We start from the raw sequence: 13494 nt of genomic DNA, 5'->3' as shown, positions 1-13494 counted from the left end.
CACAGACGGACAAGAAACTCTCCAACTATAGCTGAGAAAAGACTGATAATTAGCGCTAATCCCTCTTCCACATTTGCTATATGAAGTATTACATATAAGAGAAATGGTAAAAGCCCGATTACCGGGTTGGACACATATTTTTTTATACCTTTGTTAAGCATTCCACATTAAAAATTCAAAAAAAAATCTAGCTGAAATAAACAATAAACACTACTGAATATCCCTTCTTACCGGTAGTTCATTGTAAAATTTTAGAATACAAAATAAGTAAGGTTATCGTTATTCCTAATAGAACAATTAATATGGAATTTTGTTTTTAGTTGCTCGTGTAATTATTGCATTTATAATGTTAAAATATTACGTCTTACCTAGCCTCACTTTTGCTTGAAAGTAAAAAACTTATTGATTATAAATTGAATAGCAGCCACAATACATATAGCAAATGCTTTTGCCAACATATCATCCATCTTCATGACCCCAATAAACAATGTAAGCAACATGGAGCTTATAACCATGCCTACCAAAGCTATACCTGCAAAAGAAGTAAAGCGCTTCAGCTTGTTATCAGTTACCTTAAATGTAAAATAGCTGTTCAGTATAAAATTATTAATCACAGCCAGAGTGGAACTTATAATATTGGAAATAAGAATATCAAGCATCCCAACAGACATCCTTCCAGCTAAAAGAGTACTGATATGATTTGAAAAGGGGTAATGCACAGAATATTTAGTAACCAGTAAGTAGTAAACACCCATATCAATAATAAGTCCCACCACACCAACGAGACCATATTTTATCAATTGTTTTATCGAATCACTTTTAATCAGGTTACTAATTTGTTGCTTCATGTGTCTCTAATCGTTTGCTAAGGCTGAGTTAATTCCTCGATTTTATTCTATAAAATAACATCGAGGTTCTGTATTCGTTTAACTTATCGCTTTTTTCTAAAAGTTCAAACTCGTATTTATTTCCATATTCTTGACGAATACTATCTGAATATTTCTCTAAGGTTACAAAATAACCTTCTTTTGGGGATTCTAAATCTATGTTCTTAAAGTTATTGTGTAGATAAAAATTTAACGCATAGAGATTGAAATACTTTCTCAGATTATTCGTAACGTATATCTCTCCATCAGGCTTATATTTCTCAGAAATCATTTCAGCAAATGGGCGAGCCGAATAAGTATCTTTAAAGTTAGACAGCAAATAAGAATCCATGAAAACATTGATGGAGAACATGATTCCAAAACCTGCCATCAATATCTTTATATTGATTTTTTTGCGTAACAAATAAATGCTATTAATCGTAGCACATAGCAAAATCGAAATTCCAAATAAGCCTAACCAACCCGGGGACTTGAACATGTCCGAGAAGATTTTGATATCCTGAAGGGTTCTCTCTCTCTTGGCAAAATGTCCTGCAATAGATTCTATATCAATAATTCGTGTATATGCGAGTCCTATTATCAGAAGAGCGATAATTGAAATTCCTAACAGAATAGAGGTTGAAATACGAACCGCTTTCGGTTTTGCATCAACAAGATAGATAAAAAAGCGAGCGATAAATATTGCTATAAACGGATACACGGGCATTATATATACGCTCCTTTTCGACACAGGAATAGAATAGAACAGTAGCGAAACAACAATAACTATAAGGCTATACAAAAGCGCTTTGTCCATAGTCATTATTTTACCTGCAATATTATTTATGATTTGTTTTACCGAGCCACTCATTCTTTTATACTTCAAGAAGAAAAGAGATATCACAAGCAAAATAGCCCAAGGCAAAAAGCCTGAAACCAGATATACGATGTAAATCCAAAACGGCCCTTCATGCCCCAGCTCATAGCTTGCATCCATATCAGCAGCCTTCAGATGAAGAAATCTGCCAAAATTCTCATAGAAAACACGGTCGAAGAATGCCTCTCCTTTTATCTTATAAGCAGCATAATACCAAATCAGAGGTATAATAAACGCAGGAAGTGCAATCAAAATACATTTTACTGTTGCTTTGAAAAAGTTTTCTTTTTGGAACAACAAAAACACGCCGAATATCATGCATGGCAGTAAGACCCCTATAGGCCCCTTGGTGAGGGTAGCCATACTAAGAAGCAGCCAGATGGAAATAAGTTGATACACCCGCCGCTTTTGATACCAAGCATACATTTGAATAATCGCTGCCACGAGGAGAAACGTAAGTACCATATCTACCCGAGTAGTCATGGCAGCCCTGTGTATTTCGAAGCAGGTAATCAGGATAAGACACGAAGCAAAAGCCTCTATAACAGGTCTGCGACGAGCAAAAAACATAAAGCAGACCCCAATCATAGCAATAAATGCAATTGTAGATGGCAGACGCGATGTAAAAGGAGTAACTTCGCCATGCGTCAGAGCTAAAGAAAATCCGGCTATAAGCCAGTGATTAAATGGCGGTTTATATGCAAATTCATCTGCATAACTGGAAGGAATAACCCACTCTCCTTTCTCGATCATCGATACGGCCAATGCAGCCTCACGAGGCTCGCCCTTGGTATAAAAATCTCCTAATCCTATCCAAGGAAGAGTAGATAAGGTCGCTATAAGAAGAATCAGGAAGAGAGGTTTTTGCAAGTATAATGTTTGCAGAAAATGGGATTTCTTCATAGATAGTTATGACTGAATATTTCTGCAAATATAAGTTTTTATTTTTTTAATTATAGGTACTTGCTACAGTTATAATTTTGATATTGGACAAAATAGCATACTAAAATATTGTTTCTGAATAGAGAAAAATTTTAAGGTCTAGAACTATTTTCTCCGTTCAGAAACAACATATATGAATTTACGAAGCTGTGAGACAACTGATCATCATATCATAAAATGCAGGCGATTTTGCAAGTTCACCTCTGCAATACCCCCATCGATATCCAGATACAAAATATTCATATTCGGATATATTTCCTTAATCCGCTTTTCTACCCCCTTGGCTACAATATGATTTGCAATACATCCGAATGGCTGTAAACAAACAACTTTGTTTACACCCTTACGGGCATAATGAGCAATTTCTCCCGGGATAAGCCAACCTTCCCCAAACTGATTGGAGAGGTCTAATACTTCCGAAGCTGCTTCCGCTTTCGCATAGATAGATTCTGAGGGCTCGTAAAATTTAAACTTGCTCAATATCTTCTCCGACCTTTTCACCTTACTATTTATATACCACCAAATAAGGGGTTTTAGAGTCTTCGAAAAAATTGTTTCTTCACTAAGCCCATTTTCTACATTCACCTTACTGTTGACAAAAAACTGCATAAGGAAATCTAACAATGGAGGAGTAGAAACTTCTACATTACGAGACCGTAACCATTCGGATATATTTGACTGTGCATAATTGTTGTACTTCACAAATATTTCTCCAATAAGCCCCACTTTAGAATATTCTTTATCGTAGATAGGCACATTATTAAAATCCTCAGCAGCCTCTTTCAGTAATCTATACAATGTTTTCGCATCCTTTGCCCGAACAGCATCAATCCCTCGTTCTATATAGAAATCAAATATCTGCTGCGACGCTCCTTCCTTTTTTTCACGCACAGAAATAGCACTATGCATCTGTTGCAGACCATCGCCATACAATACAATTGGAACTGCGATCTTTGCTATTTTTTTCCATTCCAACGTAAATTCACTCTCGTCATTCTGATACGTTTCTCCCGAGCTGAGTGCTATTACAGGAATATCATTAAATCCTGCATTTTGCAACCCGGTCTTGATCTGTGCTATATAGTTTGTAGCACGGCATTGCCCCCCTGTCTGTGTAATGGCAAGCACAATATCTTTCGCATCATGGTTCCCCGACTGGAGTGCATTGATAATATCTCCCAGAATGAGGGTAGACGGATAGCACACTTCATTGTTTCCATACATCAAACCAAGATCAGCAGATACCTTGTTCGATTTAGGAAGATTCTCTACCTTCAGCCCAAGAATCTCACCCAATGCCGGGGCAAATGGCGAAATAAAATCACAAAGCCAAGGAATAAGAACCGTTTTATTTTTGTCTTTTTCTTTTTTATATGGGGCGGAATAACCTTTATATGAATCGCTTGCTACCAAATCATAAGACTTTACAGCTTTGAGCGACTCTACCAATGAGCGCAAACGCAAACGAATAGAGCCCGGACTGGCTATCTCATCGATACGAAGAACGGTTATATTTTTGCCGGCAGCCTTCAATATATCACGCGTTTCGTCCATAAAGAAGGAATCGGGACCACAACCAAATGAGTTGAGCTGTACCAATTGTATATTTTGCGGCAACTTGGCTACCTCCATCGCTGCCTGTACGACACGGTTGGGGTAAGACCATTGCGAAATAATATTCAACTTACTAAAGCCCTGACTTTCGGGTTTGCGAAATACATCATCGGTGAGTACTATAACCCCGAGGTCTGAAAATATCTGACCTACCTTCTGATGAATCAATGGGTCTGTATGATATGGACGACCTGCAACGATAAATGTCAACTCCCCTGTCTCTAAGGCTTTATCCAACAACTCTTTCTGATAGCCATAAAGTTCTTGTTTTAAACTATCCTTTACAACTAAAGCTTGTTGAAATGCCTTATCAAAAACCTCTTTAGATACTCCCAAGCCCGAAAGATAGTTATAACAGCCTTTGGCCAAAGCCTTATCACTGCTGAATGTTATCACCGGCTCATCATAAGGGATGCCATGTCTGCCTGATGGATCTATCGAACTTTGTATAACGTCAGGATATCCACTAACCACAGGACAATTGAAAGAGTTAGACGATTGCCCGAATTCTTTTTCTTCTTTAGGTACAATCGGATAAAAAATCCTATCCACCTTTTGCTCAATCAGAGCGAGTATATGTCCGTGTACAAGCTTGGCAGGAAAACAAATATTATCAGACATCACCCCTCCCACTCCTTTTTGATATAACGGGAAAGTAGATTCGGGAGATAATCTCACATTAAATCCACATGCTGTAAATAAAGTATGCCAGAATGGATAATTATCGAACATATTCAGCACACGGGGGATGCCTATTGTTTTTCCTTTTTCTATATTATCAGCCTTCACAGGACGATTGAAAAGGATTTCATTTTTCCTGTCAAAAGCATTATAGCCTTCCTTACGGTCATTATTTTTATTATAGAAAACTTTCTCACATTTATTTCCGGCATAGCTGATATTCCCGTTGTTAAACTTGAACCGCAATACCGAGCATAAGTTTGTACAACCTTTACAGGTCAACTCCTTAGAGTTAATTGTAGATAGATCAAACAAAGCTTCTTCTCCCGAAAAAGTTGTTGCGTTTTGGTTTTTCTCCCATAATCGCTGAGAGTATAATGCGGCTCCCAAAGCTCCCATTAATTCGGGATGATCGGTAGAACCCACAGTCTTACCCGATAGCATTTCTAATGCACGATAAACGGCATCGTTCCTGAATGTACCACCTTGTACAACGATATGGTCTCCAAGCTGTTTCAGGTTAGAGATTTTGAGAACCTTAAACAAACAGTTCTTAACCACAGAGTAAGCTAAACCAGCCGCAATATCATCATTTCCAGCATTCTCCCTTAAAGACTGCTTTACCTTTGAGTTCATAAACACCGTACAACGAGAACCCAGATCACTTGGATACTTAGCCAGGCAAGCAGCACGAGCAAAATCAGAAAGTTCCATGCTCATTGTAGATGCAAAGTTTTGCAAGAAAGAACCACAACCCGCAGAACAGGCTTCATTCAGCTCTATATTCGAAATCAACCCATTATTTATGAAGATTGACTTAATATCTTGCCCTCCTATGTCGAGCACAAACGATACATCGGGATCAACATATTGCGCTCCTGACAAGTGCGCTATGGTTTCTACAATTCCATAATCGAGCCCGAGAGCAGACTTCATCAAATCCTCCCCGTAGCCTGTAGCGGCTGACGAAAGGAATTTCACAGTTACACCTTTCTCTTGAGCTTCTTTATAGAATAAGGATAACCCCTCCATCACTTTCCTCAGAGGATTTCCTTCGTTATTACCGTAAAACTTATATATGATATTGGCATCTGTATCCATCACCACTACTTTGGATGTAGTAGATCCGGAATCTATACCCAAAAAACATTCTACATACTTTTCCTCACCCAGAGGTTTAAACTTAAGAGCTTTTACATTGCGGTTCGCATCCCACTCAATATATTCAAGTTCGTCTTTGAACAGTGGTTCGAGTGCATCACTATGATTTGATGACGTAGATTCCGAAAGTTTATCCACCAGCTCATCCAAATCAAACGTTTTTGCATCAGCTTCGTGATAAAGAGCAGAACCCCATGCAGGGAAGTACTCCCCATTCTCGGGAACAATTATATCTTCACTCTGTATTTTAAGAACCTCGCTAAAAGCATTTCGCAACGCAGGAATAAAAGTCAACGGTCCCCCGATACAGATTATCTTAGGGATAATCTCGCACCCACGCGCAAGGGTAGTTACCGATTGTAAGGCAACGGCATGAAGTATAGAAGCAGAGATATCCGAAACAGGGATGTTCCGGCTAATAAGATTCTGCACGTCAGTCTTAGCAAACACACCACAACGCGAAGCTATCGGATATATTTTGTCAAAATCCAGCGCCTTTACCCCTAGCTCTTCGATGGTAATATTCATCAGACTTGCCATCTGATCTATAAAAGCACCTGTCCCTCCGGCACAACTCCCATTCATCCGTATATCAGGGTGACGACCCTCGCTGAAGAATACCATTTTAGCATCTTCTCCTCCCAAGTCGATCAATGTATGAGCAGCAGGGTAAACATTCTTTACCACCTCCACGGCGGCAACAACTTCCTGTACAAATGAGATACCGACACGTTCGCCAATACCCATTCCCGCTGATCCTGATATATTTATTGTAAACTTTGCTTGGGGATACACTTCAATCACCTTTTGCAGTTCGGCTATCAGAGTCTGCTGTATATTCGCCTGATGCCTACAGTATGATTTGTAAATAATTGTATTATTATCATCCAAAACTACAATTTTCACGGTTGTTGACCCAACATCAATTCCCATTTTATATTGTTGTTCCTCACTCATAACTATTGTGTTAATTTATTTCGTTTGATCTCATTATCGCACGGTTTCAGTGCGTTTATAGTAAATTCTATCACATATTTTTCATGATTGGCTATCAGCTCATTGTAAACGCCTGACGGAATTTCCATCAATGTTTTGGCCAGATTTCCAAACATAAAAGGGAACATGCATAAAGACAATATATTCAATAAAAAATCAGCTGCCGGCGTTTCTCTTATTGTACCCTTCTCCACTTCTTCGGCTATACGCTTTTCTATTTTACTGAAAGAACTATAAGGATTTTTATTTTTTATACGCTGGGTAAGTCCCTCCGGATTGAGGCTCACTTCATTTAGAATAAATGCTGCAATTTCAGGATATTGAAATAGAATTTCATAGTAAGTGTGTATCCATGTTTCGATTAACTCAAAAAATGGAAGATCGGAGGTTACGGTCTCGAATATTCTTTTGGTAAGCACATCCAATGCGTCTTCGAATATGATCTCAAATAAATTATATTTCGACTGAAAATAATAATTTACCATTGCCACATTCGTACCCGAAGCCTTAGCTATATCCCTGACACTGGTGCCTCTGTAGCCGTTTTTTATGAAAAGGATTTGTGCTTCACTCAGAATCCGTTTCCTTACTTCCGAAGAATCTTCATTATTAAACATGTGTTCTAAACGATTGCTTAAGAAGCAAAAATAAAAAATAAAATCAACTTAAACAAGTGTTTAGCTCATAAACAGAAATCTATATTGTTGTTTAAGATTTACTTATTTCAGCAGCTTTATCGCTCTTTCCATATCTTCGGGAGTATCGATACCTATTGTTTCCACATCTGTATAACCCACTCGTATACGGTAGCCGTTTTCTATCCAACGGAGTTGCTCCAGCGATTCGGCCTTCTCGAGTGAAGATTGCGGCAGTTGAGTGATTTCTTTTAACACATCCACACGATAAGCATACATCCCTATATGTTTATAAAATGTATGTTTATCAAGCCATTCTGTATGATGGGTATCTCGTATATATGGAACAATGGAACGACTAAAATAGATTGCTTCGCTCTCCTTATTTATAACTACCTTTGGAGAATTAGGATTGAACAAAACATCAAAGCCATCTTCTTTTTTGAAAGGTTTTACCAACGTTGCCAACTCCACATCTTTGCTATCAAAACACTCTTTCAGAGATTCGATTTGCTCGGGCTGAATGAACGGCTCATCCCCTTGCACATTGATAACCACATCAAAATCTTCCCCAATCTTAGAGTAGGCTTCTTGAATACGGTCGGTTCCACTACGATGGTCTGTTGAAGTCATAACAGCTTTTCCCCCGAACGCCTTTACAGTTTCGAAGATGCGGGAATCATCTGTTGCAACCCATACATCGTGAACCGCTCGCTTCACCTGTTCATATACACGTTGTATCATCGGTTTACCCCCCATATCAGCCAGTGGCTTTCCGGGAAAACGAGTAGAGGCATATCGAGCCGGAATTATTGCTATAAACTTCATATTTTTACTATTATCCTACAAATGTATAAAAATGCCTCAGAAATAAAGTTTCGCCGTTCATCCTATTTCGAAAATGCAGCGTATATTTGCACCTATTATGAACAAAGCGCTTCTCTGCATAGGAACAAATGAAGATACAGAAACAAATTTAAGACTCTGTCATCAACTGCTCAACAGCTCTTTTGGAGGGATATCTTACTCCGACACTTCTGTCACTACTCCTTATGGAGCACACTATAAGAATGACTTCCTAAACCAACTGGCTGTTATATATACCGATCAAGACAAAGAAGAAGTCCGCCTGAAACTTAAGTCTATAGAACGGCAGATAGGACGTGAGTCTCACGACAAAGAAAAAGGAATTGTAAAAATAGACATCGACCTTGTTATCTGGAATGACGAAGTTCTGAAGCCTGCCGATGTAAGTCGCAAGTACATTGTAGACCTACTACCCAGCTTAAAAAAATAAGCATCTGAGACAATCTAGTATACTTTTGTGACACACCTCCAATTTGTTCTTTAACAAATACATATAGATTATACAAACAAAGTATTTTTACATAAGGATTTTTTAATCCATAAAACATTTGTTATCATCATAATCTATTAACACATGAATAAATTTAATCTTATTATTATTAGTCTATTATTGGTTGCAACCGGTTGTGCCCAAAGACAACAAATAAGGTATACAGACTATGTAAACCCGTTTTTAGGAACAGCCACCTTATGGGATAGTATCGACTTAGGCTACAAGCCAACTCGCAGAACTTGGGGAGCCGAAGTTTTCCCCGGATCATCTCTCCCCAATGCAATGGTTCAAGTTAGTCCGGTCACATTGTTCAGAAGCGGCTCCGGTTACCAATATGAAGACAATGTTATATATGCCTTTACACATACCAACAAAGGTCATTGGAATCTTTGCCATATTCCGATTCTCCCCGCAACAGGGAATTTTACAGCAGATGATTATTGTTCGACATATAGTCACAACAACGAATCTGCCCATCCCGGCTATTATCAGGTTTTCCTCCAGCGATATGGGATAAATACAGAAATGACATCAACCCTGCGCTGTGCATATCACAGGTTTACATTTGAAGCCGGAAAGGATAAAAAGCTGATAGTAGATCTCTCTACGTCAAACGAAAGGATTAAGGATTGGCAAATAAGACAGGAAAGCGAAAACGTATTCTCAGGCTTTCAGGAGAATAGCGAAAAGATGTACTTCTACGCAGTTTCGAATCATGCAATAAAAAATATAGATTCGATAAGGGGTGAAAGCAAAAGCCTGTCAATAGTTAACTTTGCGAATAACAAAGAACCTCTGGAATTAAAAATAGGATTCTCTTTTGTTAGCATCAAGAATGCAAAAGAAAACCTAGAAAAAGAAATAGGGAATAAAGACTTCGCCGAAATAAGGAATGAAGCTACAGAAACATGGGAAAACCTTTTATCAAAAATAAAAGTCTCGGGTGGCACTGAAAAGCAAAGATGGGTATTCTATTCCTCACTGTATCGTTCCTTCTTATGGCCGGCACTAAGAAGTGATGCAAATGGAGAGTTTACCGATGCGAAAGGCGAAGTTGTAAACAAGGGCTTCCGCTATTATACCGATCCTTCGTTTTGGGATGACTATCGGAATAAACTGATCTTGCTCGGAATGATTTCGCCCAATGTTGCAGCAGATGTAATTAACTCCATCACCGACAAAGGAGAAAAGACAAGATTTATGCCTACGTTCTTTCATGGCGATCATGCCTCCACATTCGTTACTGGCTCTTATCTGAGAGGGCTAAGAGGATTTGATGTCAACAAAGCATATCATCTCATCCTGAAAAATGCCACAGTAGAAGGAGGTCGTCCTCATCTGATGGAATATATAGCAAAAGGATATATTTCTGAGATGAACATTAAAAATCCGAAGATAGAAACCGTAGCGAAAGCAGCTGTTACAAAAACGCTCGAATATGCATACGACGACTACGCTGTTGCTCTATTAGCTAAAGAGTTGGGAGACGAGGAGAACTACAATATGCTGATGAAAAGAACCGGCAATTACAAGAACCTCTTCGACCCTTCAACTGAATTGATGAGAGGTCGACTCGAAAACGGTGAATGGGTTACCCCATTCGACCCTGAATTCCCTTACTATGAATACCTGTACCGTGAAGCGAATGCCTGGCAATCATCTTTCTTTGCACCACATGATACTAAAGGGTTGATAAATCTTTATAAAAGCAAAGATGACTTCGAGAAGAAGGTCGACTCTTTATTTACCATTCCTTGGGGAGGATATGAGGCACATAACCTATCGGGATTTATCGGGCAATATTGCCACGGAAATCAACCTGATCATAGTTTCCCTTTCCTCTATTACTTTGTCGACAAACAAGAGAAATCACAAGTCATATTAGATAGCTGCCTCAATCACTTCTACGGAATGGGCAAACATCAACTGGCTCTTGCCGGAATGGACGATGTCGGAGAAATGTCTTCATGGTATGTATTTAACGCCATCGGGCTTTATACATATTCCCCAGCCGACCCTTCGTACATCATATCAGTTCCTCTTTTCGACAAGATAGAATTCACGTTCGGTGATGGCACTCAGTTTTCTATAAGCAAGAGAAACTCGGGCAGGAAAATTACCGATATTACTTACGGAGGTAAGAAAGTTAATGGTTACTTTATATCACATAGCGATTTGAAGAAAGGCAAAGAATTGCTAATTAATACCAATCAATAGCCACTTAGGTGATATGATTTCTTAGAAGAGGGTTCTGCTCGACTAATCTTGTTTCCAAAGTACGGTACGAATCCTCTCTATAATGCTTTCACTATCATCATTAAACTTACGAGCAAAATAAGGAAATCGCCGCCCAAACTCATCATTGAATTCTATGCGAATTTCTAACAGATCAACATGACGCTGCTCTATTGTAGCAGGAGGATTAGGTACATCCCAATCGGTATATGTAAGGTTTGCATGTGTTCTATCTCTATAGTCAGAGTTACCTATAATTGTCTGGAAGAAAGCTTCATCCGGCACTAATGTATGACGGAAAAAGTCAAGATACCTTTTATCATCCTTTACAGTATTCAGAATATATATAACGCATTCACGGGTAAGAGCAAACCATTGCGAACCGGCATATATCTTAAAAGGAGCTTTCCTTTTTATCCTCAACTTTTTAAGCAACACCTCAATTAAGAACTTCGGATTGTAATGTTTCAGATTGCGCCGATTATAATCGAAGTAATAATACTCGTAACGTTCCGCAGGCTTGTAAGGCACAGGGAGAGGTACAATATCTATATACTCTTTTCTCTTTTCTAATAGCTTATGCAAGAAAGCTTTCGACCGTATAGGATAGTCTACACCACTAAGCAATATATAATAGTCGGCATCAGAGGAATGTTGCACTCCAAACTCCAGCAGTGCCAATGTGGCCTCTACCATAGAAACCCCTCCCCAGTTTATATCAATGGAGGTGGGAATAATTGTAACGTTACTCTTTTTAGGGATATAGTCCTGTCCTGTCTTCTTGTCTAAATGAATATGGAAAGTGCTATCTGCATCATCCAAAGCATCAATCAAGCGATCTAAATGCCTGAAATTATTATGAGCTAATATAAGGTAGCAGATCTTCATCAGACTATATTTTTTAAGATATCAATACAAATGTACTGAAAAAGGTTATTCCTTTCGAAATAACCTTTTTTATATTTCGTGAATGTCTGATCAAAATACAATCTGCATTTGCCCTAATACGGCATTCGAATTTTTCTCACCCCAACTCTTTGAGTAATCTGAGTAAGTATAATTTATCTGAAAACGGCATGCTCCGTAAAAATAATAGTTCAAGCCCAGCGTATAATCAATCACCTCCTTGCTTGTATCTCTATTCTGATTCAGATAATCTACCTTTGCAAAAGCATTGAACTTTTTAGGAACAAAATAATAGAGCCCCATTCCGTGAAGACCTTCTTTGCTGATACCTCCATCATTGCCTCTTATCCATTCGGCACGAGCATACACTCTCTCTGAACGATAATCGGAGCTTGCAATCCAACGGTTACGAACATGATCATTCTTCTCTGTTTCTCCGGGTTTTATATACTTAGCTTCTCCAAGATATACTCCTCCACCGATTCTAAAATTCTTTATGGGTTGAAGCATCAAGTTTGCAGCAAAGTCTTTTGAGTTATTATTTTCTGTGGTATTAATACCTGTCCCCTGAAACAAACCTATCTTGTATTCGAGTAGGTCGTGCGTTTGCGTTTTTAACAAGTTTCCGTATGCCATCACACCTGCATCACGTCCTGTATTATTCTTATTATTTTGTTGTCTCTGTACATCATCGCCCATTCCGATAAGAGCAGAAATAGAACGAGTGTTGAAAACCCCTTCAATATCGGTTAATGATATTTGATTTTCGAGTGAAAGAGGCGTCTTCATTTGTCCCAACCTGATATTAAACTCTTTAGCCGGAGTCCATTCTCCCCAAAATTCATACGGCATTGGGTTAACAAACTCTGCCAAAATAAAATATTTCAGATTTTTGGTCAGTTCGCCACGCATCGATAAGAATATTACTCTCGGTTCAAAATCATGCTTAACATTCGCTATGTCGCTATATCTGTACATGAATAATCCATATCCTCCGAAACGCATGTATGGAGTATTAAAAGCCTGCCTGATTTTTTCGGTAGTCGCGTTTCCCAATGCACTTTTAGCTGGTGCATTTCCTCGTATCGAGTCGGCTTCACTTTGAGTCAATATATTTTTCTCTACTAACTTTTTTAACAGTTCACTATTTGAGTCCTGAGCATACACAAGGGTACATGCTACACATAGAGAGAGCACGAATAAGAGCTTTTTCATTAATAT

At 38.6% G+C, this 13494-nt stretch carries 9 protein-coding genes; 2 read left to right on the top strand and 7 right to left on the bottom strand.

What is annotated here, in order from left to right:
• Window positions 1-374 precede the first annotated feature (374 nt).
• The 5 genes from E4T88_RS14665 to kdsB form a co-directional block, all read right to left on the bottom strand.
• Window positions 375-848, bottom strand: coding sequence for a GtrA family protein (locus E4T88_RS14665; RefSeq protein ID WP_135106718.1), 474 nt, complete (start codon window positions 846-848; stop codon window positions 375-377).
• Window positions 849-876: 28 nt separating this feature from the next.
• The gene (locus E4T88_RS14660) at window positions 877-2646 is read right to left on the bottom strand and encodes an ArnT family glycosyltransferase (protein WP_135106716.1); all 1770 of its coding nucleotides are present in this window, start codon (window positions 2644-2646) and stop codon (window positions 877-879) included.
• Window positions 2647-2850: 204 nt separating this feature from the next.
• Window positions 2851-7098, bottom strand: a complete 4248-nt coding sequence (locus tag E4T88_RS14655; protein WP_135106714.1) for an acyl-CoA dehydratase activase — start codon at window positions 7096-7098, stop codon at window positions 2851-2853.
• A gap of 2 nt (window positions 7099-7100) precedes the next feature.
• A complete protein-coding gene (locus E4T88_RS14650) occupies window positions 7101-7754 on the bottom strand; it encodes a TetR/AcrR family transcriptional regulator (protein WP_135106712.1) in 654 nt (217 codons plus the stop codon).
• 102 nt (window positions 7755-7856) lie between these two features.
• Window positions 7857-8600: a 3-deoxy-manno-octulosonate cytidylyltransferase gene (kdsB, locus tag E4T88_RS14645; RefSeq protein WP_135106710.1), complete on the bottom strand. Its 744-nt coding sequence runs from the start codon at window positions 8598-8600 to the stop codon at window positions 7857-7859.
• A gap of 97 nt (window positions 8601-8697) precedes the next feature.
• On the opposite strand from kdsB, the gene E4T88_RS14640 reads away from it, so the two are divergent.
• The gene (locus tag E4T88_RS14640; protein WP_135106708.1) at window positions 8698-9069 is read left to right on the top strand and encodes a 2-amino-4-hydroxy-6-hydroxymethyldihydropteridine diphosphokinase; all 372 of its coding nucleotides are present in this window, start codon (window positions 8698-8700) and stop codon (window positions 9067-9069) included.
• 144 nt (window positions 9070-9213) lie between these two features.
• Entirely contained in the window at window positions 9214-11349 is a 2136-nt protein-coding gene (locus tag E4T88_RS14635; RefSeq protein ID WP_135106706.1) for a GH92 family glycosyl hydrolase, read from the top strand.
• A 42-nt stretch (window positions 11350-11391) separates the two neighbouring features.
• On the opposite strand, the gene E4T88_RS14630 is transcribed toward E4T88_RS14635, so the two are convergent.
• On the bottom strand, window positions 11392-12255 hold the full coding sequence (locus E4T88_RS14630) for a beta-1,6-N-acetylglucosaminyltransferase (RefSeq protein WP_135106704.1): 864 nt from the start codon (window positions 12253-12255) through the stop codon (window positions 11392-11394).
• Window positions 12256-12345: 90 nt separating this feature from the next.
• The gene (locus E4T88_RS14625) at window positions 12346-13488 is read right to left on the bottom strand and encodes a porin (protein WP_135106702.1); all 1143 of its coding nucleotides are present in this window, start codon (window positions 13486-13488) and stop codon (window positions 12346-12348) included.
• Window positions 13489-13494: the final 6 nt, after the last annotated feature.

The sequence above is a fragment of the Dysgonomonas mossii genome (assembly GCF_004569505.1).
In the GTDB taxonomy this organism is placed as follows: Bacteria; Bacteroidota; Bacteroidia; order Bacteroidales; family Dysgonomonadaceae; genus Dysgonomonas.
The sequence above is the reverse complement of the archived record's forward strand: the minus strand, read 5'-3'. Positions and strand labels throughout refer to the sequence as shown.

Bases quoted from the DNA above. Each gene is read 5' to 3' on its own strand.
- E4T88_RS14665 (WP_135106718.1), bottom strand. From the start codon at position 848: ATGAAGCAACAAATTAGTAACCTGATTAAAAGTGATTCGATAAAACAA.
- E4T88_RS14660 (WP_135106716.1), bottom strand. From the start codon at position 2,646: ATGAAGAAATCCCATTTTCTGCAAACATTATACTTGCAAAAACCTCTC.
- E4T88_RS14655 (WP_135106714.1), bottom strand. From the start codon at position 7,098: ATGAGTGAGGAACAACAATATAAAATGGGAATTGATGTTGGGTCAACA.
- E4T88_RS14650 (WP_135106712.1), bottom strand. From the start codon at position 7,754: ATGTTTAATAATGAAGATTCTTCGGAAGTAAGGAAACGGATTCTGAGT.
- kdsB (WP_135106710.1), bottom strand. From the start codon at position 8,600: ATGAAGTTTATAGCAATAATTCCGGCTCGATATGCCTCTACTCGTTTT.
- E4T88_RS14640 (WP_135106708.1), top strand. From the start codon at position 8,698: ATGAACAAAGCGCTTCTCTGCATAGGAACAAATGAAGATACAGAAACA.
- E4T88_RS14635 (WP_135106706.1), top strand. From the start codon at position 9,214: ATGAATAAATTTAATCTTATTATTATTAGTCTATTATTGGTTGCAACC.
- E4T88_RS14630 (WP_135106704.1), bottom strand. From the start codon at position 12,255: ATGAAGATCTGCTACCTTATATTAGCTCATAATAATTTCAGGCATTTA.
- E4T88_RS14625 (WP_135106702.1), bottom strand. From the start codon at position 13,488: ATGAAAAAGCTCTTATTCGTGCTCTCTCTATGTGTAGCATGTACCCTT.